19 protein-coding genes are annotated in these 23,474 nt (G+C 73.3%); 13 read left to right on the forward strand and 6 right to left on the reverse strand.

Translation table 11 applies throughout. The features are described from left to right. Positions 1 to 87 precede the first annotated feature (87 nt). Both ACIPUC_RS25750 and ACIPUC_RS25755 read left to right on the forward strand, forming a co-directional pair. Positions 88 to 2,817, forward strand: a complete 2,730-nt coding sequence (locus ACIPUC_RS25750) for an FAD-binding and (Fe-S)-binding domain-containing protein (RefSeq protein ID WP_446592483.1) — start codon at positions 88 to 90, stop codon at positions 2,815 to 2,817. Positions 2,818 to 2,863: 46 nt separating this feature from the next. After that, on the forward strand, positions 2,864 to 3,793 hold the full coding sequence (locus ACIPUC_RS25755) for an EamA family transporter (protein ID WP_446592484.1): 930 nt from the start codon (positions 2,864 to 2,866) through the stop codon (positions 3,791 to 3,793). A gap of 42 nt (positions 3,794 to 3,835) precedes the next feature. Here the strand turns inward: ACIPUC_RS25755 and ACIPUC_RS25760 are convergent, their stop codons facing one another. After that, positions 3,836 to 4,804, reverse strand: a complete 969-nt coding sequence (locus ACIPUC_RS25760; RefSeq protein ID WP_446592485.1) for a helix-turn-helix transcriptional regulator — start codon at positions 4,802 to 4,804, stop codon at positions 3,836 to 3,838. 39 nt (positions 4,805 to 4,843) lie between these two features. Between ACIPUC_RS25760 and ACIPUC_RS25765 the strand changes: the two genes are divergently transcribed. Next, complete coding sequence (locus ACIPUC_RS25765) at positions 4,844 to 5,299, forward strand: hypothetical protein (RefSeq protein WP_446592486.1); 456 nt, start codon at positions 4,844 to 4,846, stop codon at positions 5,297 to 5,299. Between the two features lie 55 nt (positions 5,300 to 5,354). Here ACIPUC_RS25765 and ACIPUC_RS25770 read toward each other — a convergent pair whose 3' ends face one another. Further along, a complete protein-coding gene (locus ACIPUC_RS25770) occupies positions 5,355 to 6,995 on the reverse strand; it encodes a CocE/NonD family hydrolase (RefSeq protein ID WP_446592488.1) in 1,641 nt (546 codons plus the stop codon). A gap of 419 nt (positions 6,996 to 7,414) precedes the next feature. Between ACIPUC_RS25770 and ACIPUC_RS25775 the strand changes: the two genes are divergently transcribed. The 7 genes from ACIPUC_RS25775 (at position 7,415) to ACIPUC_RS25805 (ending at position 16,102) form a co-directional block, all read left to right on the forward strand. Next, on the forward strand, positions 7,415 to 8,179 hold the full coding sequence (locus ACIPUC_RS25775) for a TIGR03084 family metal-binding protein (protein ID WP_446592668.1): 765 nt from the start codon (positions 7,415 to 7,417) through the stop codon (positions 8,177 to 8,179). Next, positions 8,176 to 9,966 carry an acyclic terpene utilization AtuA family protein gene (locus tag ACIPUC_RS25780; RefSeq protein ID WP_446592489.1) on the forward strand — a complete coding sequence of 597 codons (1,791 nt, stop codon included), beginning with the start codon at positions 8,176 to 8,178 and terminating at the stop codon, positions 9,964 to 9,966. Before ACIPUC_RS25775 ends, ACIPUC_RS25780 begins: the two co-directional genes overlap by 4 nt. Then, positions 9,963 to 11,561 carry an acyl-CoA carboxylase subunit beta gene (locus tag ACIPUC_RS25785; RefSeq protein ID WP_446592490.1) on the forward strand — a complete coding sequence of 533 codons (1,599 nt, stop codon included), beginning with the start codon at positions 9,963 to 9,965 and terminating at the stop codon, positions 11,559 to 11,561. Before ACIPUC_RS25780 ends, ACIPUC_RS25785 begins: the two co-directional genes overlap by 4 nt. An 8-nt stretch (positions 11,562 to 11,569) precedes the next feature. Continuing rightward, the gene (locus ACIPUC_RS25790; RefSeq protein WP_446592492.1) at positions 11,570 to 13,495 is read left to right on the forward strand and encodes an acetyl/propionyl/methylcrotonyl-CoA carboxylase subunit alpha; all 1,926 of its coding nucleotides are present in this window, start codon (positions 11,570 to 11,572) and stop codon (positions 13,493 to 13,495) included. Beyond that, positions 13,492 to 14,691, forward strand: a complete 1,200-nt coding sequence (locus ACIPUC_RS25795) for an acyl-CoA dehydrogenase family protein (protein ID WP_446592493.1) — start codon at positions 13,492 to 13,494, stop codon at positions 14,689 to 14,691. The genes ACIPUC_RS25790 and ACIPUC_RS25795 overlap by 4 nt, the downstream gene beginning before the upstream one ends. Positions 14,692 to 14,768: 77 nt before the next feature. Continuing rightward, a complete protein-coding gene (locus tag ACIPUC_RS25800; protein WP_446592494.1) occupies positions 14,769 to 15,506 on the forward strand; it encodes an enoyl-CoA hydratase family protein in 738 nt (245 codons plus the stop codon). Then, the gene (locus ACIPUC_RS25805) at positions 15,494 to 16,102 is read left to right on the forward strand and encodes a TetR/AcrR family transcriptional regulator (RefSeq protein ID WP_446592495.1); all 609 of its coding nucleotides are present in this window, start codon (positions 15,494 to 15,496) and stop codon (positions 16,100 to 16,102) included. The genes ACIPUC_RS25800 and ACIPUC_RS25805 overlap by 13 nt, the downstream gene beginning before the upstream one ends. Before the next feature lie 81 nt (positions 16,103 to 16,183). On the opposite strand, the gene ACIPUC_RS25810 is transcribed toward ACIPUC_RS25805, so the two are convergent. Next, complete coding sequence (locus ACIPUC_RS25810) at positions 16,184 to 17,290, reverse strand: citrate synthase 2 (RefSeq protein WP_446592496.1); 1,107 nt, start codon at positions 17,288 to 17,290, stop codon at positions 16,184 to 16,186. 200 nt (positions 17,291 to 17,490) lie between these two features. Here ACIPUC_RS25810 and pdxH point away from each other — a divergent pair, with 200 nt between their 5' ends. Next, a complete protein-coding gene (gene pdxH / locus ACIPUC_RS25815) occupies positions 17,491 to 18,153 on the forward strand; it encodes a pyridoxamine 5'-phosphate oxidase (protein WP_446592497.1) in 663 nt (220 codons plus the stop codon). A gap of 263 nt (positions 18,154 to 18,416) precedes the next feature. On the opposite strand, the gene ACIPUC_RS25820 is transcribed toward pdxH, so the two are convergent. Together ACIPUC_RS25820 and iscB are read right to left on the reverse strand one after the other, a co-directional pair. Beyond that, a complete protein-coding gene (locus ACIPUC_RS25820; RefSeq protein WP_446592498.1) occupies positions 18,417 to 19,133 on the reverse strand; it encodes an HNH endonuclease in 717 nt (238 codons plus the stop codon). Next, positions 19,076 to 20,050, reverse strand: a complete 975-nt coding sequence (gene iscB, locus ACIPUC_RS25825) for an RNA-guided endonuclease IscB (RefSeq protein ID WP_446592500.1) — start codon at positions 20,048 to 20,050, stop codon at positions 19,076 to 19,078. Before iscB ends, ACIPUC_RS25820 begins: the two co-directional genes overlap by 58 nt. Before the next feature lie 281 nt (positions 20,051 to 20,331). Between iscB and ACIPUC_RS25830 the strand changes: the two genes are divergently transcribed. Continuing rightward, positions 20,332 to 21,651 (forward strand): PAS domain-containing protein, encoded by a 1,320-nt coding sequence (locus ACIPUC_RS25830; RefSeq protein ID WP_446592501.1) that lies wholly within the window; start codon positions 20,332 to 20,334, stop codon positions 21,649 to 21,651. A gap of 58 nt (positions 21,652 to 21,709) precedes the next feature. On the opposite strand, the gene ACIPUC_RS25835 is transcribed toward ACIPUC_RS25830, so the two are convergent. After that, a complete protein-coding gene (locus tag ACIPUC_RS25835) occupies positions 21,710 to 22,465 on the reverse strand; it encodes an SIS domain-containing protein (protein ID WP_446592502.1) in 756 nt (251 codons plus the stop codon). Positions 22,466 to 22,698: 233 nt separating this feature from the next. Here ACIPUC_RS25835 and ACIPUC_RS25840 point away from each other — a divergent pair, with 233 nt between their 5' ends. Next, a complete protein-coding gene (locus ACIPUC_RS25840) occupies positions 22,699 to 23,391 on the forward strand; it encodes a metal-dependent transcriptional regulator (RefSeq protein WP_446592503.1) in 693 nt (230 codons plus the stop codon). Positions 23,392 to 23,474: the final 83 nt, after the last annotated feature.

Raw genomic sequence — 23,474 nt, forward strand, 5'->3', positions numbered from 1 at the left:
CGCCCCGGAGGCGCGTCCACCCGATGAGACGCACCGGGATGAGGAGTGGACGGACGTGGACGCCGGGCCGGTGGCAGGGTAGACGCCGTGACCACACCCGGGGAACTCGAGCGGACCTTGCGGGCGGAGCTGCGCGGGGAGGTGGACTTCGGTGCCGCGGCCCGGGCGCTGGCGACCATGGACGCCTCGAACTACCGGCGCGTGCCGGTCGGCGTCGTCGCGCCGCGCGACGGCGACGACGTGGCGGCCGCGCTGCGCGTGTGCGCCGCGGCCGGGGTGCCGGTCGTCCCGCGCGGCGGCGGGACCTCCATCGCGGGCCAGGCCACGGGCGTGGGCGTGGTGCTCGACCTGACCCGGCACATGGACGCCCTGGTCTCCGTGGACCCGGCCGCGCGCCTCGCCGTGGTCCAGCCCGGGCTGGTCCTCGACCGGCTGCGGGAGGCGGTGCGCCCGTACGGCCTGACGTTCGGCCCGGACCCCTCCACGCACTCCCGCTGCACCCTCGGCGGCATGATCGGCAACAACGCGTGCGGAGCCCACTCGGTCGCCTGGGGGACCACCGCGGACAACGTGGCCGAGCTGGCGGTGACGGCGTACGGGGGCACCGCCCACCGGATCGCGAAAGGCTGGTCCGGAGCCCCCCACGGCCTGCGGGAGCTCGTCGGCGACAACCTGGCGCTCCTGCGCACCGGGATGGCGGGCGGCTTCTCCCGGCGGATCTCCGGCTACGGGGGACTGGACGCGCTGCTGCCCGAGCGGGGCGTGCAGCTCGCGCGGGCGTTCTGCGGGAGCGAGGGCACGCTCGGGGTGGTCACGGAGGCGGTGGTGCGCCTGGTGGAGCTGCCGCCCGCGCCGGTGCTGGCGGTCCTGGGGTACGGGGACGAGAGCGCGGCGGCGGACGCGGCCGCCGGGCTGCTGCCGTACCGGCCGCTCACGGTGGAGGGGATGGCGCAGGACCTGGTGCCGGGAGCGGTCGGCCTGCCGAGGGGCGGGGCCTGGCTGTTCGTGGAGATGCGGGACGAGGGCGCGGCGCGGGACCTCGTACGGGGCGCTGACGCGCTCGACGCGGTGGTGGTCACCGACCCGGCGGGGCAGCGGGCGCTGTGGCGGATCCGGGACGACGCGGCGGGCACGGCGACGCGGATGCCGGGAGGGGGCATGGCCTGGCCGGGATGGGAGGACTGCGCGGTGCCGCCGGTCCGGCTGGGGGCGTACCTGCGGGAGTTCCGCGCCCTGCTGGCGCAGCACGGGCTGCGCGGATCCCCGTACGGGCACTTCGGCGAGGGCTGCGTCCACGTGCGGATCGACTTCGACCTGGTCTCGGCGGAGGGCGTGGCCCGCTTCCGGGCGTTCTCCTGCGACCTGGCGGATCTGGTCGTCGCCCACGGGGGCTCGCTGTCGGGGGAGCACGGGGACGGGCAGGCGCGGGCCGAGCTGCTGCCGAGGATGTACGGGCAGGACGTGGTCCGGCTCTTCGGCGCGTACAAGGACGTGTGGGACCCGGCGGGCGGCATGAACCCGGGGATGCTGGTCCGGCCGGGGCGCCTCGACGAGAACCTCCGCTTCGCCGTGCTGCCGCAGACCCCCTTCGCGGGTGAGGTCGCCCGGTGCGTCGGCGTCGCGAAGTGCCGGTCGGCCGACGCGGGCGGGCCGGGGGTGATGTGCCCCTCGTACCGGGCCACGGGGGAGGAGCGGCACTCCACGCGGGGCCGGGCCCGGCTGCTGCACGAGATGCTGGCGGGAGAGGTCGTACGGGACGGCTGGCGCTCGGCGGAGGTCGCCGAGGCGCTGGACCTGTGCCTGGGCTGCAAGGGGTGCCTCAGCGACTGCCCGGTGGGCGTGGACATGGCCTCCTACAAGGCGGAGTTCCTGCACCACCACTGGGCGGGCCGCATCCGCCCGCTCGCCCACTACACCCTGGGCGGCCTCCCGGCCTGGCTCCGGCTGATCGCCCGCCTGCGGGGCGCACGCGCCGCGAACGCCCTGGCCCGCCTGGTCCGGGTTCCGGGCCTGGCCCGCGAACGGGCCTTGCCGGCACTGGCCCGCGAACCGTTCAGGCGCGGGCACACCGCGGCCCCGCCCGGGCACGATGCCGCGGCCGTCACCCTGTGGCCGGACACGTTCACGGAATACCTCACGCCACAGGTCGGCCACGCGGCGGTCCGCGTCCTCGACGCCGCCGGCCTGCGCGTATCCGTCCCCGCCGGCCGGCTGTGCTGCGGCCTCACGTACATCTCCACCGGCCGGCTCGACCGCGCCCGCACGGTCCTGCGCCGCACCCTGGCCGCCCTCGGCGACAGCCACGGCCCGGTCCTCGTCCTGGAACCCAGCTGCGCCGCAGCCCTCCGCACCGACCTCCCCGCCCTCCTCCCCGACGACCCCCGCGCCCAGCGACTGGCGGCAGCCGTCCGCACCTTCGCCGAGACCCTCGAGGAGCACGCCCCGCACTGGAAGCCGCCCCGCCTCGACCGGCCGGTGGCGGGCCAGACCCACTGCCATCAGCACGCGGTGCTCGGAGACGCCGCAGACCGGCGGCTGCGCGAGCGGGCCGGGCTCACCGGCGAGCTCAGCGGCGGCTGCTGCGGCCTGGCCGGGAACTTCGGCTTCGAGCCGGGCCACCACGAGGTGTCGGTGGCCTGCGCGGAGGAGCAGCTCCTGCCGTCCCTCCGCGCGGCTCCGCGCGACGCCGTCGTCCAGGCCGACGGCTTCTCCTGCCGCACCCAGATCGCCCAGCTGGGCGGCGGAGTCCGGGCCCGCCACCTGGCGGAACTCCTGGCCGAAGGACTGGACGGCGGGCGAGCCGGACCCGATATGTAAGGCAAGCCATGCGGCGACACTCCTTACGACCCACTAATCTGGATAAATGCCCGCACCCTCCGCTTCCCCGACGGCGACGGCCACCGCCGCCTCCGCCCCCGCCTCCGCGCCCTCCGCCGACGGATCCCGCTTCGGCCCGGTCGCGCTGGTGGTCTCGGCCGGGATCTCGGTGCAGTTCGGCGCGGCCCTCGCGGTCATGATCATGCCGAGGGCCGGGGCGGCCGGCGTGGTCACGCTGCGCCTCGCGGCCGCCGCGATCGTGCTGCTGCTCCTGTGCCGCCCCAAGGTGCGCGGCTACCTCCGCGCCGACTGGGGCACGGTGGTCGCCTTCGGCGTGGCCATGGCGGGCATGAACGGGCTCTTCTACCAGGCCATCGACCGCATCCCGCTCGGCCCGGCCGTCACCCTCGAGGTGCTCGGCCCGCTGGCCCTGTCCGTGATCGTCTCCCGGCGCCTGGTGAACCTGCTCTGGGCGGGCCTGGCCCTGGCCGGCGTCGCACTGCTGGCCGGCCATGGCGGGGCCGGCTTCGGCGGCCTCGACCTCGTGGGCGCGGCCTACGCGGTCGGCGCGGGCGCGATGTGGGCGGCGTACATCGTGTTCAGCGCGCGTACGGGCCGCCGCTTCCCGCAGGCGGACGGCCTGGCCCTGGCGATGGCCGTGGCCGCGGTGCTGTCACTGCCGCTGGGCATCCTCGAAGCCGGCTCCGACCTGCTGGTGCCGAGCACCCTCGCGCTGGGCCTGGGCGTGGCCGTCCTGTCGTCCGTACTGCCGTACACCCTGGAACTGCTCGCCCTGCGACGGCTCCCGGCCCCGACCTTCGCGATCCTGATGAGCCTGGAGCCGGCCATCGCGGCCACCGCGGGCTTCCTCGTCCTGAACCAGGCCATGTCCGCGCTGGACGCCCTGGCCATCGCCCTCGTGATCGCGGCCAGCATGGGCGCGGTCCGCTCCCAGACCCGGAAGCAGGCCGCCTGACGGACGCCGCCGCCCACCTCGCCGGGTAAACAACCCTGCGGGTCAGTACACCTGGGCGTAGCGGGTCGTCATCGACGCCAGGGTGGTCCGGATGCGGGTGCGCAGGGCCGGCGGGGAGAGGACTTCGGCTTCCGTCCCCAGGGCCAGGAACTGGGCCTCGGCGTGGTCCGCCGACTCGATCGGGAGGGTCGCGCGGGTCCAACCCGGCAGGTCCGGGTCCGGGCTGCCCGTGGCCGCCAGGGCGCGGGCCTGCGCGCCCGTCAGCCGCTCCGCGGCGCGCGCGGACAGGCGTACCTCCGCCTCCTCCGGGTAGAGCCGCGCGTGGAAGTCCTCCTGGGTCCGGTGCCAGTGCGCCGCCAGGTCGAAGCCCTCCGGGAGGTCCGCGGTCTCCGTCGTCTCCGTCACCGAAAGGATCTGGTCCACCCGGTACGTCCGGGCGCCGTCCGGGCCCGCCACCAGGTACCAGCGGCCCGCCTTCAGGACCAGTCCGTACGGGGCGAGCAGACGTTTCACCTCCCTGGGCTCCTTCCAGCGCCGGTACAGCACCTCGACGACCCGGCCCTGCCACACGGCGTCGGCGACCTGCGCGAGGTACGGGGTCTCCTCGTGCTCCGCGTACCAGCCCGGCGCGTCCAGGTGGAACCGCGCCCGCATCCGGTCGGCCTGGGCGCGCAACTCCGGCGGCAGCGCGGCCCGCAGCTTCAGCTGGGCCGCCGACAGGGCGCGGCCGAGCCCCAGTTCGGCCGCCGGTCCCGGCATTCCGGTCAGGAACAGGGCCTCCGCCTCGCCCGTACTGAGCCCCGTCAGCCGGGTCCGGTAGCCGGCGAGCAGCTGGTAGCCGCCGCTGTGCCCGGCGTCCCCGTACAGCGGGACGCCCGCCGCGGCCAGCGCCTCCGCGTCGCGGTAGACCGTACGGACCGACACCTCCAGCTCGCCCGCGAGCTCGGCGGCGGTCATCCGGCCCCGGGTCTGGAGCAGGAGCAGGATCGACAGCAAGCGGCTCGACTTCACTGACAGAGGATGTCAGTGAAGTGCTCCTACGGTCCACGCATGAACGATTTCGACTTCCTCATCGGCACCTGGGACGTGGCCAACCGCTGGCGCGCCGACTTCCTCGACGCGGACAGCGCGTGGGAGGAGTTCCCGGCCGTGTCCCGCGTCTCCCGCCACTTCGACGGCGGCGCCAGCTTCGACGAGATCGACTTCCCGACGAAGGGCTTCGGGGGTCTGACGCTGCGCCTCTTCGACCGGGAGCGCGAGGAGTGGTCGCTGTACTGGTCGAGCCGCCGCACCGGCGTCCTGTTCCCGCCCGTCGTCGGCCGGTTCGACGGCGGCCGCGGGGTCTTCGAGGGGGAGGACACGCACGACGGGAAGGCGGTCCGCGTGCGGTTCGTGTGGTCGGGGACGGCGGCGGGGGAGTCGCCGCGCTGGGAGCAGTTCTTCTCGCTCGACGAGGGCGCCACCTGGATCCACAACTGGACGATGGACTTCAGCCGCCGCTCCTGAGACCGTACGCCCGCCCCCGCCGGCCACGGGGGACCGGCGGGGGCGGGCGTACCCGTTATCCGAGCGGCAGGTCCAGGTACGAAGGCGTCGCCTCCGGTGAGGTGAAGGCCAGCGTCGCGCGCGGCAGGTTGGCGTCACCGTAGAAGGGGTCGCGGGCGTCGATCACCAGCATCAGCCGGTGGCCGCGCGGGACGTCGTACGCCGTGGCCTGCAGCTCGATGTCCGCGCTGATCAGGCTGTCGGGCGGGGAATCGAGGTCGGTGTACGGGGCGTGCGTGACGATGTGCGCCGTGCCGTCGGGCGCGGTGTCGAGGAGGTAGGCGACGAAGGCGGAGCCCGGGTTGGGCGCCCGGTAGGTGACCCGCAGTTTCGGAGTGCCCCGCAGCCGGGTGGCCTCCTCCACCGGGGCCGAGGTCCACACGGCGGCGACGGACCGGTCGATCTCGCCCGTCGGATAGACCTTGGGCCGGCCGGCCATCTCCGCGTAGCCGGACAGGACCACCGCGTCGGCGACGGTCGCCGGGGTGTCCACCCCGCACAGCACGGTCGCCGTCCAGCCCGCCTCCGGCGCCTCGGCCAGGTCCCCGCTGCCCGCCAGGTGCAGCCGGTGGATGTGCTCGGTGAGGGAGGGCCAGGTCGGGCGGGGTTCGAGGGTCTTGTTCCACATGACCTCGCTCAGTACCTGGCCCTCGTCGCCGATGCCGTTCTCGATCCCCTTGAGGTGGTGGTCGAACCAGCGGTGCGCGTCCGTCCAGATCCGGTTCGGCAGGCCGAACATGCCCGAGGACTCGGGGCCGGAGTGGTCGCCTATGGACAGGACCATCCGCTTGGGGCCGGTCAGCTCGTTGAACATCTTCAGCGTCTGGTTGGCCGGGAAGAGCGTCTCGTGCCAGGCGTGCGCGTACAGCACCGGCACCTGGCGGCGGTTGAGCTCCTTGATGTGCGTGAAGGGCGAGCGCGGCTCCGCCCAGGCCAGGGTGCCCTGGATGTCGCGGTTGGCGAGCACGTTGTCGAAGACGCTCTGCGTCTGCGGGCTCAGCCGCGCCTTCCCGGCTGCCTCGAGCAGGGCCCGTACGGCCGCGACGTGCCGGGTGGAGTTCTCGTAGAACGCCTCCCCGAGGTCGCCCCAGGTGCTGAGCGCGACCACGGCGTCGACGCGGGTGTCGTGCGCGGCGACCAGCTGGCTGATGCCCGAGCCGTACGAGTCCCCGAGGAAGCCGATCCCCGCAACCGGTCCGGCGGTGCGCTCGATGAGGTGGTCCAGGGCCCGGCTGCCGTCGGCGACGTCGAGCGGGCCCGCCACCTCCACCTTGCCCTCGGAGCCGGGGAAACCGCGGGTGGTGTAGGCGAGGACGTTGTAGCCGCGGGCCGCGAAGAGGGTGGCCTGGACGGCGTACACGAGCCAGCCCAGGCTGGTCCACGGCGAGGGCATCACGATCAGCGGGCGCGGCTGGTTGCCGTTGTGGCGCCAGAGCGCGGCGTCGAGGAGGTCCCCGTCGGCGCCGGTCACCTTGCCGCGGGTGAAGACGGCGATGGACCGGACCTCGGCGACCTCGGCGGCGCGGGCGGGGGAGAGGCCGGTGACGTCACCGAGCTCCAGGGCGGTGACGAAGGCGTTCAGGGCGTTCGCGTCGAGTTCGGGGTAGAGCGAGAAGGGGGTCTGGGAAGGTCGCGGGATGCGGGCGGCTGGAGTCACGTCAGTTCATCCTCTTCGTCGTCGTCTGCGTCGAGTGACATGAACGTGCTGCGCCCGCCCGGGCCCGGAGCGGAACGTCCAGTATCGACGGGACATCCGGTGACGTATCGCGAGTTTCCGGCTTACGGCCTGAATCGCCCCCCGCGCGTCCGGCGACCGTGCCGGCGGGGAACCGGCGCCTGCCAGGAAGGCTCCGCAACTTCCCTTGTCCTGCGGCCGGTTGGCGTGGGAGGCGGGAACGCGCCACCCGCCGAGAAAACCATGCAAGCATGCTTGATTGTTTTGGTGGCGGCTGCCAGTCTTCCCCTCACGCCGAGAGGGGAGCACCTGCCGTGCCCGATCCGTCCGCCGTCGATGCCGCCGCTGCCACTGCTGCCGCCACTGCCGCTTCTGCCGCCTCTGCCGCCGTATTCGCCGACCTGCGTGAGGAGGGGCGAGAACTCGACGCCCTGGTAGGCGAGTTGCCCGGACCCGACTGGGCCCGGCCGACCCCCGCTCCCGGCTGGAGCGTCGCCCACCAGATCGCCCACCTGCACTGGACCGACCGGGCCGCCCTGCTCTCCCTCACCGACGCCACCGCCTTCGGCCGCATGGTCGAGGAGGCCCTCGAAGCCCCCGACTCCTTCGTCGACGAGGGCGCTGCGGAGGGCGCGAAGCTGCCGCCCGCCGAGCTGCTCGCCCGCTGGCGCTCCGGGCGCACCGACCTCGACCGGGCCCTCGCCGCCGCCTCGCCCGCCACCCGCTTCCCCTGGTACGGCCCGCCGATGAAGGCCGCCTCGATGGCGAGCGCCCGGCTGATGGAGACCTGGGCGCACGGCCAGGACGTCGCCGACGCGCTCGGCGTACGCCGCACCCCGACCGCACGGCTGCGGCACGTGGCCCGCATCGGCGTACGGGCCCGCGACTACGCCTACGCCGTACGCGGACTGCCCGCCCCCGCCGAGGAGTTCCGGGTCGAGCTGACAGCGCCCGACGGCTCCGGGGTGTGGACGTACGGGCCCCCGGACGCCCCGCAGCGGATCACGGGCCCGGCGCTCGACTTCTGCCTCCTGGTGACCCAGCGGGCCCACCGCGCCGACCTGGCCCTGGCCGCCACCGGCCCCGACGCGGACCGCTGGCTCGGCATCGCGCAGGCCTTCGCGGGCCCGGCCGGCCCGGGCCGCGCTCCGGAGGGCTCCCGATGACCCGGCTTCCGCGGCGCCCCCTGCGCATCGGCAACGCCTCCGGCTTCTACGGGGACCGTTTCGACGCCCTGCGCGAGATGCTGACCGGCGGCCCGCTGGACGTGGTGACCGGGGACTACCTGGCCGAGCTGACCATGCTCATCCTCGGCCGCGACCGCCTGAAGAACCCGGACCTCGGGTACGCGAAGACCTTCCTGCGCCAGCTCGAGGAAGGGCTCGGCCTCGCGCACGAGCGGGGCGTGCGGATCGTCGCGAACGCGGGCGGCCTGAACCCGGCCGGACTGGCCGATGCGGTGCGGGCGCTGGCGGCCAAGGCGGGGCTTCCCGTCACCGTCGCACACGTCGAGGGCGACGACCTCATGCCGTACGGGGAAGGGGCACTGACCGCCAACGCCTACCTCGGGGGCGCGGGGATCACGGCGTGCCTGCGGGCGGGCGCGGACGTGGTGGTGACCGGCCGGGTCACGGACGCGGCACTGGTCAGCGGCCCGGCGGCCTGGTGGTTCGACTGGGCGCCGGACGACTACGACCGGCTGGCGGGGGCGGTGGTCGCGGGCCACGTCCTGGAGTGCGGCACGCAGGCCACGGGCGGGAACTACGCCTTCTTCACCGCCCACGACGTCCGCCGCCCGGGCTTCCCCCTCGCGGAGATCTCCGAGGACGGCTCCGCGGTGATCACCAAGCACCCGGGCACCGGCGGAGTCGTCTCGCCCGGCACGGTCACCGCCCAACTCCTCTACGAAACCCAGGGCGTCCGCTACCTCGGCCCGGACGTGACGGCCCGCCTGGACACGGTCCGGCTGACCGAGGAGGGCCCCGACCGCGTCCGCGTCTCCGGCGTACTCGGCGAACCGCCGCCGGACTCCCTCAAGGTGGGCGTCACCCGCATCGGCGGCTGGCGCAACGAGGTGGTCTTCGTCCTGACCGGCCTGGACATCGAGGCGAAGGCGGACCTCGTCCGCGCCCAGCTCGCCGAGGCCCTGGACGGCGTGGCCGACGCCGCCTGGACCCTCGCCCGCACCGACCACGAGGACGCCCCGACGGAGGAGACGGCCAGTGCGCTGCTGCGCCTGGTGGCCCGCGATCCGTCAGCCGACCGGGTGGGCCGGGACCTGACCTCGGCGGCGATCGAGCTCGCCCTCGCCAGCTACCCCGGCTTCCACGTGACCTCCCCGCCCGGCCCGGCCCAGCCGTACGGGGTCTTCACCTCGACCCTGGTCCCGGCGGACTCGGTCCCCCACGAAGCGGTCCTCCCCGACGGCACCCGCCTGCCGGTGCCCGCCGCGCGCGGCCTTTCCCCCACCCCGCGCCCTCCCGAAACCGGAGGCTCCGCCCCGGACGGAGTCCGGGGGAGGGGCCTGGGGCGGAGCCCCGGTTCGGGAAGGGGCGGGGCGGGAGATAGCCCCGCGGGGCCCACCACCCGCGCACCCCTTGGCCTGCTGGTCGGGGCCCGCAGCGGAGACAAGGGCGGCGACGCGAACATCGGCGTCTGGGCGGACACCGAAGCCGCCTGGCACTGGCTCGAGCACACCCTCACCGTCGAGCTGCTGCAGGACCTGCTCCCCGAAGCCCGGGCCCTGCCCGTGACCCGCCACCCGCTCCCGAACCTCCGCGCCCTGAACTTCACCCTCCCCGGAATCCTCGGCGACGGCGTCGCCTCCGGCCACCGCTTCGACCCCCAGGCCAAGGCCCTCGGCGAATGGCTCCGCGCCCGCCACCTCGACATCCCGACCCGGCTGCTGCCCGAACGGCCGCCCGCCACCGCCCCGGAGGGGACCGGCTCATGACCCGCCTCGGTACCACCGTCGACCCGCACGCCCCCGAGCACGCGCAGGCCCGTACCGCCGCGCTGGAACGACTCGCCGCGCTCGACGCCGAGCACGCCAAGGCCCTCGCCGGCGGCGGCGAGAAGTACACGGCCCGCCACAAGCAGCGCGGCAAGCTCCTGGCCCGCGAGCGGGTGGAGCTGCTCCTCGACCCGGACACCCCGTTCCTGGAGCTGTCCCCGCTCGCCGCCTGGGGCAGCGACTACCCCGTCGGCGCCTCCATGGTCACCGGCATCGGCACGGTCGAGGGCGTCCCCTGCCTGGTCACCGCCAACGACCCCACCGTCCGCGGCGGCGCCAGCAACCCCTGGACCCTGAAGAAGGCCCTCCGCGCCAACGAGATCGCCCGGCAGAACCGCCTGCCCGTCATCAGCCTCGTGGAGTCCGGCGGCGCCGACCTGCCCTCCCAGAAGGAGATCTTCATCCCGGGCGGCGCCATCTTCCGCGACCTGACCCGGCTTTCGGCCGAGGGGATCCCGACCGTCGCCGTCGTCTTCGGCAACTCCACCGCCGGCGGCGCGTACATCCCCGGGATGTCCGACCACACCATCATGATCAAGGACCGCTCCAAGGTGTTCCTCGGCGGTCCGCCGCTGGTCAAGATGGCCACCGGCGAGGAGAGCGACGACGAGTCCCTCGGCGGAGCGGACATGCACGCCCGCGCCTCCGGCCTCGCCGACCACTACGCCCTCGACGAGCACGACGCCATCCGCCAGGCCCGCCGCGTCGTCGCCCGCCTGAACCACCGACCGGCGCACGCGGAGCCCCCGCGGGCCGAGGAGCCCAAGTACGACCCCGAAGAGCTCCTCGGGATCGTCCCGCCCGACCTGAAGACGCCCTTCGACCCCCGCGAGGTCATCGCCCGCATCGTCGACGCGTCCGACTTCGACGAGTTCAAGCCCCTCTACGGCACCAGCCTCGTCACCGGCTGGGCCACCCTCCACGGCTACCCGGTCGGCATCCTCGCCAACGCCCAGGGCGTGCTGTTCAGCGCCGAGTCGCAGAAGGCCGCCCAGTTCATCCAGCTCGCCAACCAGCGCGACATCCCCCTGCTCTTCCTCCACAACACCACCGGCTACATGGTCGGCAAGGAGTACGAGCAGGGCGGCATCATCAAGCACGGCTCGATGATGATCAACGCGGTCTCCAACTCCCGCGTCCCCCACCTGTCCGTGCTCATCGGCGCGAGCTACGGCGCCGGCCACTACGGCATGTGCGGCCGCGCCTACGAGCCGCGCTTCCTCTTCGCCTGGCCCAGCGCCAAGTCCGCCGTCATGGGCCCCACCCAGCTCGCGGGCGTCCTGTCGATCGTGTCCCGGCAGTCCGCCGCCGCGAAGGGCCTCCCGTACGACGAGGAACAGGACGCCGGAATGCGCGCCTTCGTCGAGGCGCAGATCGAGTCCGAGTCCCTGCCGATGTTCCTGTCCGGGCGGCTCTACGACGACGGGGTCATCGACCCGCGCGACACCCGAACCGTCCTCGGCCTGTGCCTGTCAGCCGTCCACAACGCCCCCGTCGAGGGCGCCCGCGGCGGCTTCGGCGTCTTCCGGATGTGAGCCCGCACATGACCATGCCCCGCACACCCCTTTCGGCCCTCCTCGTGGCCAACCGCGGCGAGATCGCCGTCCGCGTCTTCCGCACCGCCCGCGCCCTGGGCCTGGCCACCGTCGCCGTCCACTCCGACCCCGACGAGCACGCCCTGCACGTACGCGCCGCCGACGCGGCCGTACGCCTGCCCGGCGCTTCCCCCGCCGACACCTACCTGCGCGGCGACCTGATCATCAAGGCCGCGCTCGCCGCCGGGGCCGACGCCGTCCACCCCGGCTACGGCTTCCTCTCCGAGAACGCCGGCTTCGCCCGCGAGGTCCGGGCCGCCGGGCTGACCTGGATCGGCCCGCCGCCCGAGGCCATCGAGGCGATGGCCTCCAAGACCCGCGCCAAGGAGCTGATGCGCGCCGCCGGCGTCCCGCTCCTCGACCCCGTCGACCCGGCCGCCGCCACCGCCGCCGACCTGCCCCTGCTCCTCAAAGCCGCTGCCGGGGGCGGCGGCCGCGGGATGCGCGTGGTCCGCGACCTCGACGCCCTCAAGGAGGCCCTCGACACGGCCTGCGCCGAGGCCCGCTCGGCCTTCGGCGACGGCGAGGTCTTCGCCGAGCCCTACGTGGAGCGCGCCCGCCACGTCGAGGTGCAGATCCTCGCCGACGCCCACGGCACCGTCTGGGCGCTGGGCACCCGCGACTGCTCCCTCCAGCGGCGCCACCAGAAGGTCATCGAGGAGGCCCCGGCCCCCGGCCTGCCGGAAACCCTGCGCGAGAGCCTCCACGAGGCCGCCGTCGCCGCCGCCCGCGCCGTCTCCTACCAGGGCGCCGGCACCGTCGAGTTCCTCGTCACCGCCGACGGACGCCCGTACTTCCTGGAAATGAACACCCGCCTCCAGGTCGAACACCCCGTCACCGAAGCCGTCTTCGGCCTGGACCTCGTCGCCCTCCAGCTGCGCATCGCCGAGGGCACGGCCCTGCCCCCCACCCCGCCACCGTCCGCCGGCCACGCCGTCGAGGCCCGCCTGTACGCCGAGGACCCCGCCCAGGACTGGCGCCCCCAGACCGGGACCCTGCACACCCTCGACGTCCCCGGCGCGGTCCGCGTCGACACCGGCTTCGCCGACGGGGACGACGTCGGCATCCACTACGACCCCATGCTCGCCAAGGTCGTCGCCCACGCCCCGACCCGCGCCGAGGCCGTACGCGCCCTCGCCCACGCCCTGGCCGGAGCCCGCATCCACGGGCTCACCACCAACCGCGAACTCCTCGTACGCTCCCTGCGCCACCCCGACTTCACCGCCGGCCGGCTCGACACCGGCTTCTACGAGCGCCACCTCCCGGCCCTCACCGAAGGCGCCCCGGACGCCACCCTGGCCGCCCTGGCCGCGGCCCTCGCCGAAGCCGCCCCGGCCCCGGACGCCCCCCTCGCCGCCCGCCTCGGCGGCTGGCGCAACGTCCGCTCCCAGCCGCACACCCGCCGCTACACGGCGGCGGGAGCCGAGTACGAAGTGAGCTATCACCCGGTGGACCACCCCGGAGTCCGGGTCCTGTCCGCCACCCCCACCCTCGTCACACTCGAAGTCGACGGAATCCGCCGCCTGTTCCACGTGAAACAAAATTCGAACAAGCCGGAGGTCTACGTCGACTCGACGCTCACCGGCGCCCACACCCTCACCCCCGTCCCCCGGTTCGCGGACCCCCAGGACCGCACCGAACCGGGCTCCCTCCTCGCCCCCATGCCCGGCACCGTCGTCCGCATCGCCGAGGGCCTCGCCCCCGGCGCCACCGTCACCGCCGGGCAGCCCCTGCTCTGGCTGGAGGCCATGAAGATGGAGCACCGCATCCTCGCTCCCGCCTCCGGCACGCTCACCGCGCTCCACGCCGCCACGGGCCGACAGGTCGAGTTCGGCGCCCTGCTCGCCGTAGTCCAGGAGGAAACGACGTCATGAGCTCCGCCACCATCGAAACGCCCGAGCACAAGGCCCTGCGCACGGCGGTCGCCGCCCTGGGGCAGAAATACGGCCGCGAGTACCTCGCCCGCGTCGCCCGCGAGGGCGGCCACCCCGACGAACTGTGGGCCGACGCCGCCAAGCTCGGCTACCTCGGCGTCAACCTGCCCGAGGAGTACGGCGGCGGGGGCGGCGGCATCGCCGAACTGTCCATCGTCCTCGAAGAACTCGGCGCCGCCGGCTGCCCCCTCCTGATGATGGTGGTCTCACCCGCCATCTGCGGCACGGTCATCGCCCGCTTCGGCACCGAGGCCCAGAAGCAAGCCTGGCTCCCCGGCCTCGCCGACGGCAGCCGCACCATGGCCTTCGGCATCACCGAACCCGACGCCGGATCCAACTCCCACCGCATCACCACCACGGCCCGCCGCGACGATGGGGGCACCTCCCGCTCGAGCGGAGCCGAGAGTGGGGGAGAGTGGATCCTCACCGGCCGCAAGGTCTTCATCTCCGGCGTGGACATCGCCGACGCCACCCTCATCGTCGGCCGCACCGAAGACGCCCGCTCCGGCCGCCTCAAGCCCTGCCTGTTCATCGTGCCCCGAGACGCCCCCGGCTTCTCCCGCTCGCTGATCGACATGGAACTCCAGGCCGCGGAGAAGCAGTTCGAACTGACCCTGGACGACGTACGCCTGCCCTCCTCCGCCCTCGTCGGCGACGAGGACGCAGGCCTCCTCCAGCTCTTCGCCGGCCTCAACCCCGAACGCATCATGACCGCCGCCTTCGCCATCGGCATGGGCCGCTACGCGCTCGCCAAGGCCGTCGACTACGCCAAGACCCGCCAGGTGTGGAAGGACCCCATCGGCGCCCACCAGGCCCTGGCCCACCCCCTCGCCGCGGCCCACATCGAACTGGAACTGGCCCGCCTCATGATGCAGAAGGCGGCCCACCTCTACGACGCGGGCGACGACCTGGGCGCGGGCGAGGCCGCGAACATGGCCAAGTACGCCGCCGCGGAGGCCTGCGTCCGGGCCGTGGACCAGTCCGTCCACACCCTCGGCGGCAACGGCCTCACCCGCGAATACGGCCTGGCCTCCCTCATCACCGCCTCCCGCGTGGCCCGCATCGCCCCGGTCAGCCGCGAGATGATCCTCAACTTCGTCTCCCACCAGACCCTGGGCCTCCCCAAGTCGTACTAGTCCGGGACAATGCCATCCCGGCCCCGGCCCCTCACACAGCCCGGCGCAGCCGACTCGCCCACCCCTCCGGAGGAGACATGGCCCCACCCGTCCACGCCGCGCGAGCGACCGGCATCACCACCCTCACCCTCGACTCCCCGGCCAACCGCAACGCCCTCTCCGCCGACCTCGTCGCAGCGCTCCGCGCCGCCCTCGCCGAGAGCGCCGCGGATCCGGCGACCCGCGCCGTCCTCCTCACCCACACCGGCACCACCTTCTGCGCCGGCGCCGACCTCAAGACCCCCTGCGCCCCGGCCGACTTCCTGGCCCTGCTCCGCGCGATCGCCGAACTGCCCAAGCCCGTCCTCGCCCGCGTCACCGGCCACGTCCGGGCCGGCGGCCTCGGCCTCCTCGGCGCCTGCGACATCACCGCCGCCGGGCCGCAGTCCTCGTACGCGTTCACCGAAACCCACCTGGGCCTGGCCCCCGCCGTGATCTCCATGCCGCTGCTCCCGCGCCTCGACCCGCGCGCCGCCGCCCGCTACTTCCTCACCGCCGAGGCCTTCGACGCCGCCGAAGCCACCCGCATCGGCCTGCTCACCCTGCACGCGGACGACGTGGACAAGGCCCTGGAGCCGGTCCTCGCCGGCCTGCGCAAGGCCTCCCCGCAGGGCCTGGCCGCCACCAAGGCGCTGACCGCCGCCGCCGTACGCGAGGCCCTGGACCGCGACGGCCCCCGCCTGACCGAGCTCTCCGCAGACCTCTTCGCCTCCGCCGAAGCCCGCGAAGGCATCACCGCCCGCTTCGAGCGCCGGGACCCGTCGTGGTCCCTGTGACCACCCCGGCGGCCGGCGCGGCCGGCCCCAAGCAGGCCCGCAGCCGCGTCACCCGCCGCCACCTCCTCGAGGCAGCCGTCTCCTGCCTGGCCGAACACGGCTGGGCGGGCTCCACCGTCGCCGTCGTCGCCGAACGGGCCGGCGTCTCCCGCGGCGCGGCCCAGCACCACTTCCGCACCCGCGAGGACCTGTTCACCGCCGCCGTCGAGTACGTCGCCGAGGAGCGCTCCACCGCCCTGCGCGAGCTCTTCCACGCCGGACCGGCCGCCCGCCCCGCCGTCGTCGAGGCACTCGTCGACCTGTACACGGGCGTCCTGTTCCGGGCCGCGCTCCAGCTGTGGGTGGCCGCCTCCAACGAGGAACAGCTGCGCCCCCGGGTCACCGAACTGGAGGCACGCGTCGGCCGGGAAACCCATCGCATCGCCGTGGAACTGCTGGGCGCGGACGAGTCCGTGCCGGGCGTACGGGAGACCGTGCAGGGCCTGCTCGACATGGCCCGCGGCCTCGGCCTGGCCAACGTCCTGACCGACGACACGGCCCGCCGCGACCGCGTGGTCGCCCAGTGGGCCCGCATCCTGGACGCGACCCTGGGCTGAGCCCGGCAACGCGCGGGGCGCCGCACCCCGCCCCGGGGTACGGCGCCCTGCGCCCGCGCCTACGCGCCGTATCAGGCCGTATCAGGCCGTCTCGGCGATGTCGGCGTACCCCTCGATGTCCCGCGGGTCACGCCGCCCCGGCCCGATGTAGCGGGCCGACGGGCGCACCAGGCGGCCCGTGCGCTTCTGCTCCAGGATGTGCGCCGACCAGCCGGCGGTACGGGCGCAGCTGAACATGGAGGTGAACATGTGCGCCGGGACCTCCGCGAAGTCCAGCATGATCGCGGCCCAGAACTCCACGTTGGTCGCCAGCACCCGGTCGGGGCGGCGCGCGTGCAGCTCCTCCAGCGCCGCCTTCTCCAGCGCGGCGGCCACCTCGTAGCGCGGCGCGTCCAGCTCCTTGGCCGTGCGCCGCAGCACGCGCGCACGCGGGTCCTCGGCGCGGTAGACGCGGTGCCCGAAGCCCATCAGCCGCTCGCCCTTGTCCAGGGCCTTCTTCACGTACGCCACGGCGTCGCCGGTGCGCTCGATCTCCTCGATCATGCCGAGCACCCGGGAGGGCGCCCCGCCGTGCAGCGGCCCGGACATCGCGCCGACGGCACCCGACAGGGCGGCCGCCACGTCCGCGCCGGTGGAGGCGATGACGCGCGCGGTGAAGGTGGAAGCGTTCATCCCGTGCTCGGCGGCCGAGGTCCAGTACGCGTCGACGGCCTTGACGTGCTTCGGGTCCGGCTCGCCCCGCCAGCGGATCATGAACCGCTCGACGACGGACTCCGCCTTGTCGATCTCCCGCTGCGGGACCATCGGCAGGCCCTGGCCGCGGGCGGACTGGGCGACGTACGACAGGGCCATGACGGCCGCGCGCGCGAGATCGTCGCGGGCGGTCTGCTCGTCGATGTCCAAGAGCGGTTTCAGGCCCCACACGGGCGCGAGCATGGCGAGCGCGGACTGCACGTCGACCCGGATGTCACCGGAGTGGACCGGGATCGGGAAGGGCTCGGCGGCGGGCAGCCCGGGGTTGAACGCACCGTCGACCAGCAGGCCCCACACGTTCCCGAAGGAAACGTGCCCGACCAGGTCTTCGATGTCGACCCCGCGGTAGCGGAGCGCACCGCCTTCCTTATCGGGTTCGGCGATCTCCGTCTCGAACGCGACGACCCCTTCGAGCCCGGGTACGAAATCGGACATCAGGCGGCTCCTCAGATAGTGCGAACACGCGCGGCTCCCGGCGTGATTCGCGGTCCGGCGCGGTCATCCCCGTTGATGCCCGGCTCGGCCGATGGTCATCCGTGCGGGGACCCTCGGACCGGCCCCAAGATTTTGTCCGTTCCGGATGGACTGCGGAAGCGTGACATACGGCACACCCCGGGCCGTCGCGCTGCGGCAGGATGACCGGCGTGACCCATCAGGACCTTGATCCCGCCCTCATGCGCAGGCAGTACCGCTCCGAGATCGTGCCCGAGGAGAGCCTCGCGGCCGATCCCATGGACCAGTTCGCGCGGTGGTTCCAGCAGGCTGCCGTCGCCCACGTCTTCGAGCCCAACGCCATGATCGTCTCGACCGCCACCGCCGACGGGCGCCCGAGTTCCCGCACGGTGCTGCTGAAGCAGTTCGATGCGCGGGGATTTGTCTTCTACACCCATTACGGCTCCCGCAAGGGCCGGGAACTCGCCGAGAACCCGCACATCGCCCTGCTGTTCCCCTGGCACCCCATCGCCCGCCAGGTCGTCGTCGCCGGCACGGCCACGCGGGTCGGCCGCGACGAGACGGCGGCGTACTTCCGCACCCGGCCGCACGGCTCGCAGCTGGGCGCCTGGGCGAGCGACCAGTCCCGGGTGATCGCCTCGCGGGCCGAGCTGGACCGCCGCTACGCGGAGCTGGAGCAGCGCTACCCGGAGGGCGAACAGGTCCCGGTCCCGCCGGAGTGGGGCGGCTTCCGGGTCGTCCCGGAGGAGATGGAGTTCTGGCAGGGCCACGAGAACCGCCTCCACGACCGCCTGCGGTACGTACGCGACGGGGAGAAGTGGCGCATCGAGCGCCTCTGCCCGTAGGCGCGCGGGTTCCGTACGTCCGGGGCCGGAAACACCGGAAAAGCAGACGACCCGCGGGCTCGGGTTCCTCTCCTGCAGTGAGAGAAGCCGGCCGGACGTACCGGCGAGCCCGCGGGTCGGGTGACTGCTTGGGATTGGCGCCTGGCGTTCCCGCCGGGCACCGCACTGGGTGCGTGCGACGACGGGCGCTTTAGCCCGCAGCCACCTCACGCGTCCGGATTTCATACATTTCCGGGATCACCTCCTTTCAGTGTGCGACCACTCTAAGCAGGCCTGTGCTGTTCGCTCAACCGAATTTCTCCGGCGAATCGATAGGTGTAGCCATCGGCTCTCTGGAGTAGCTGCACATTCCGGTGGGAGACATCAAAACGGCTGGTCAGCGTCGTGATGCGATGCTGGCCACTGGTTCGGACCGCGATGCGTCCCACCCACCTGCCGACCCACTTCCCCCGGGGAACGACGGCCGCTACCAGGTCCCCGGTCGCGTACCCGTGGTGCACCTTGCGGCGCGGCCGTTGCAATCGGGGGAACCCGAAGCGGTCCGGGGTGGTCCTGGCGTACGATCCGCGCCCTGTCGACGTCACCACGAGGACCTGTGCGGGTATACGGACGATGGCGTCCCCTCGTTCGTGGTCGATGACCCCAGTGGCCAGTGCATCGAGCGTGTGGCTCTTCGGTAATCCCATCGCGACCTTGTTCCAGCGGGTTCGCCCGCCCGACCACGTATGCACGGGCACAGCCTGGATTGCGAGAGTCTCCACGAGCTGGAGCCTGGTGGAGTTCATGGCAGCTACGTCTTGGAGCGGTCTCCGCAGTTGGGTGATTACCTTTTCCAGCCGCGCGGGCCGGTCTGAGAGGAACTCTTCGATGCGTGCCGTCCCCTTCGCCTGATTGCAGGGAGCGCAGGCGAGGACGAGGTTCGTTACCCGGTCCGATCCCCCACGGCTTCGCGGATGCACGTGTTCGATGTCGAGAGGCACACCCGTGGCGCCGCAGTAGGCGCAAGATCTATTCCATTTGGCCAAAAGGAACGCTCGGATCTCGGATCCGGCGTGGTCGACTCCTTGCTTTCCTGTGCGCGGCACGCCACGGCTCCTGCGATCGCAGTCGTGTCGAACGCGACGTGCTCCACGTGGATCTCAACCACCGGTGCGTATCGGCACAGTCGCGCGACGAGGGACATGGTGGAGTCGATGCGATGGCGCAGGGATGGCGGAAGCCAGCCGGTCGGCCGGGATCGGTTGTCGTGTCGAGGTGCCCGGTACCGGAGATTCGCCGAGCGCCTGCGGCGGCGGTAACCCGCTCGCCGCATCATGCCGCCGTGGATTTGTTGTCCCCGGTGCCGGAGTTCGATCGTGACCAGCCCCCGGCGGGCGATGGCTGTTCGTCCTTCCTGGACGACTTGGCGGTGTTCATCGGTGATGGCGATCCCTGTCGCCTTGGAGCCGGGATCGAGGCGCAGCTGTACGCCCCCGACGGCCGAGCCCGCACGGGTCCGGTGCTTGAGCCGAATGGTGAAAGGAGCCCGCCGTGCTACGACGGCACGTCCACTGTCCAGTAACTCGCGGGCACGGGCCGGATGGCAGGGCACGAGCGGTTCGCCCCCCTTCGCCAACACGAACACCCGGCTTGCTGCCAGGCGGAGAGCGTTACCGCTCCCGATTTCTGCCGTTGCCGCTGCTGAAGCAGCGGATCGGGCGTGTCGCCGACGCGTCCCGGTGCGGACTCCGCCGGTCTCCCCTCGCCCATGTTCCCTACCGGTGCCCGGCTCGGTGGCCGGGAGCCCGCTAGCCGTTTCGTCCCTGCTCCCAGGGGTGTCTGCGCTCGCGGATTCCAGAGCAGGCTGCTGAGGAAGCACAGCCTGGTGGGTCTGCTCACCTGCAGGGAACGTAGTCATCGAGGCACCTCGTCTGATCCGGGGATCGTGATGACTGGGGCTGGTCACTCGGTGTGAGGGAGCGAGTGACCTCCCGTCTCGTGTTCTCCTGACGCTACGCACCGCGGATCGTTCAGTGCGGATGGATCGGGCGGGCTCACTCGAACGTGTGGTCGCCACAGGCGCGCTGCCCCGAGGCGCGCGGGTACACGTCGATTTCCGCGAATGCGGTGTGGGCTGCGTCACGTTCCAGTTCAATGATCTGACGTGCCGCACACGCGAACACCTGCTGGGGGTGCCAGGTGACTGCTTCCGGACGTGACGAGACCACCGACGACGATCTGCTCGCAGCGCTGCTGGACGGGATGGACGCCGCCTTGTGCGCGTTCGACTCCGACGGGGTGATCACCCACTGGAACCGCGAGGCCGAGCGGATCCTGGGCTGGTCCGCCACCGAGGCCGTGGGGCGCAAGGGCTTCGAGGGATGGGCGGTACGGGCCGCCGACGCGCAGGACGTGCACGACCGGCTCATGGCCGCCCAGGACGTGCCGGGCCGGCAGGTGCACGAGTTCGCGCTGCTGACCAAGGACGGCGGGCGCGTCCTGGTCCGCACCCAGTCCGCCGGGGTGCCGGGCGCCGACGGGAAGCCGGCCGGGGTGTACTGCGCCTTCAGCGAGGTGCACGCGCAGATAGACCTGGAGCGGTCCATCGCACTGAGCGAGGCCCTGCTGGAGGACGCGGCGTGGGGCGTCGTCCTCGTCGACGTCGACCTGCGGCCCGCCGTGGTCAACGCGCACGCCGCGCGGGCCCTCGGGGCGGGGCGGACCGCGCTGCTGGGCCGTCCGCTCGGGGAGCTGCTCGTCCAGGGCGTCGAGGAGCTGGAGGGCGCCCTGCACCACGTGCTCGCCGAGGGGGCGCCGCCCGCCCCGGTGGAGCTGTGGGTGTCCGTGCGGACGTCGGAGGGGGTGCGGCGCAGGTGCCTGCGGTGCGGGTTCCTGCGGCTGGCCTCGCCGCTCGCGGAGGAGCCGGTGCCGCTCGGGGTCGGCTGGCTGTTCCAGGACGTCACCGAGGCCCGGCAGGCCCAGCTGGACACCGCGCAGCTGCGGTTCCGCTCCCACCAGCTGCACCGCGCGGGCCGGGCCGCCGCGGAGTGCGAGGACCCGGCGGAGGCGGCGGCCGTACGCCTCGACTTCGCCCTCGCGGGCTTCGCCGAGCACGCGCTGCTGGACGTACTGGACCCCTCGGCCGGTCCCGAGCGGCGCCGGCTCGTGCGCTCCGCCGTCTCGCCGCCCGCGCTGCCGGGGCCCGGGGCGATCCCGGTGCGGTACGAGGCCGGGCACCCGGTGCTCCAGGCGCTGGACCGGATCGGCTCGGTGCGGACGAGCGCTCCGAGCGGGGCGGCGGACCCGGAGTGGGCGCGGGCCCGGCACTGGCCCGAGGGCGCGGCGCACGTGCTGTGCACGGTGCTGCGCAGCCGGGGGCGGACCCTGGGCGCCGTGACGTTCGTACGCGGGCCCTCGCGGGCCGCCTTCGAGGGGCCGGACGCGGCGTACGCGGAGGAGGTCGCGGGCCGCATCGCCGCCGACCTGGACCTGGCGGCGGGGACGGGCGCGCGTGGTTGAATGCCGCCCCGCCCGGGGGCAGGGCCCGGGCGCTGCCCCCGGGCGGGGCGGCCGGAGGCTAGTGGCGGAAGAAGATCCGGTCGCCGTACTCCTTCATCACGCGGCCGTTCCACTCGTGGCCGCCGTCGACGTTGCCCGAGCGCAACAGCGGGGGCTCGATCCCGCGGCCGGCGAGCTCGCCGGCCGCCGCGGCCATGACCGCCTGCATGATCGCGCTGGTCACGACGGTGGAGGCGGGCGCGAAGGGCGCGTCGATGCCGTCGAGGCTCAGCTCGGCGTCGCCGACCGCGATCTTGCTGTCGAGGACGACGTCGCAGTGGTCCTTCAGGAAAGTGCCGGAGACGTGCCGCGACTTGGTCCCGGTCGCGTACGCCACCGAGGTCACGCCGATCACCTTGAGGCCGATGGCGCGGGCGTTCATGGCCATCTCGACCGGCAGGGCGTTGCGCCCGGAGAGGGAGATGATCACGAGGACGTCGCCCTCGGAGGCGGGGCTGCTGTCCAGAACGGCGCCGGCGAGGCCGTCGACCCGCTCCAGCGCGCTGCCCAGCGTCGCGGGCATGACGTCGACGCCGGCGGTGCCCGGTACGGCGAGGAAGTTCATCAGCGCCAGCCCGCCGGCCCGGTAGACCACGTCCTGGGCGGGCAGCGAGGAGTGCCCGGCGCCGAAGGCGAAGAGCCGGTTCCCGTCGGCCACGGCGTCGGCGACGAGGGTGCCGGCCTCGGCGATCCGCGCGGCCTCCTCGTCCCGTACCCGCTCCAGCAGGCCGATGGCGGCGTCGAAGAACTGACCGGCCAGCTTGCTCTCGCTCATACGCCGATGGCCTTCCGGTGTCGGGGTGGAGTGGCGGGGTGGGTCCGTGTCCGCCGCTCACCGTGCGGTCTGGACCAAGGGCGTGTCAATACGAACGTCAATCCCGGGGAAGATCTCCGGCGGGAGGCCGGGGAGATGTCCGGGAGAGGGCTTGACGCTCGGTACGGGACGGTTGTCCGCCTGATGCGTCAGAATTGGGGGCAGGGCCAGCGCACGCAATCCGAGGGGCACGAATGTCCGGACTGATCGACACCACGGAGATGTATCTCCGCACCATCCTTGAGCTGGAAGAGGAAGGTGTGGTCCCCATGCGCGCCCGTATCGCCGAACGGCTCGACCAGAGCGGTCCGACGGTGAGCCAGACGGTGGCGCGGATGGAGCGGGACGGCCTGGTGGCCGTCGCCAGCGACCGGCACCTGGAGCTGACGGAGGAGGGGCGGCGGCTGGCGACGCGCGTGATGCGCAAGCACCGGCTCGCCGAGTGTCTGCTCGTCGACGTGATCGGCCTGGAGTGGGAGCAGGTGCACGCCGAGGCCTGCCGCTGGGAGCACGTGATGAGCGAGGCGGTGGAGCGGCGTGTGCTGGAGCTGCTGCGCCACCCGACCGAGTCGCCGTACGGGAATCCGATCCCGGGTCTGGAGGAGCTGGGGGAGAAGGCCGAGGCGGACCCGTTCCTGGAGGACGGCATGGTCAGCCTCAACGAGCTGGACCCGGGCGTCGACGGCAAGACCGTGGTCGTGCGGCGGATCGGCGAGCCGATCCAGACGGACGCCCAGCTGATGTACACGCTGCGGCGGGCGGGCGTGCAGCCCGGCTCGGTGGTCAGCGTGACCGAGTCCCCGGGCGGTGTGCTGGTCGGCAGCGGCGGTGAGGCCGCCGAGCTGGACTCGGTGGTCGCCTCGCACGTGTTCGTGGCGAAGCGCTGACGCCTGGGCGTGAATCCCGGCAGGATCCCGACCGCCCGGGCGATCGGTGATGTAGTCCTGGTCGGTGAGTGGCGAGACGTACG

The organism is Streptomyces sp. LARHCF249, from assembly GCF_052871255.1.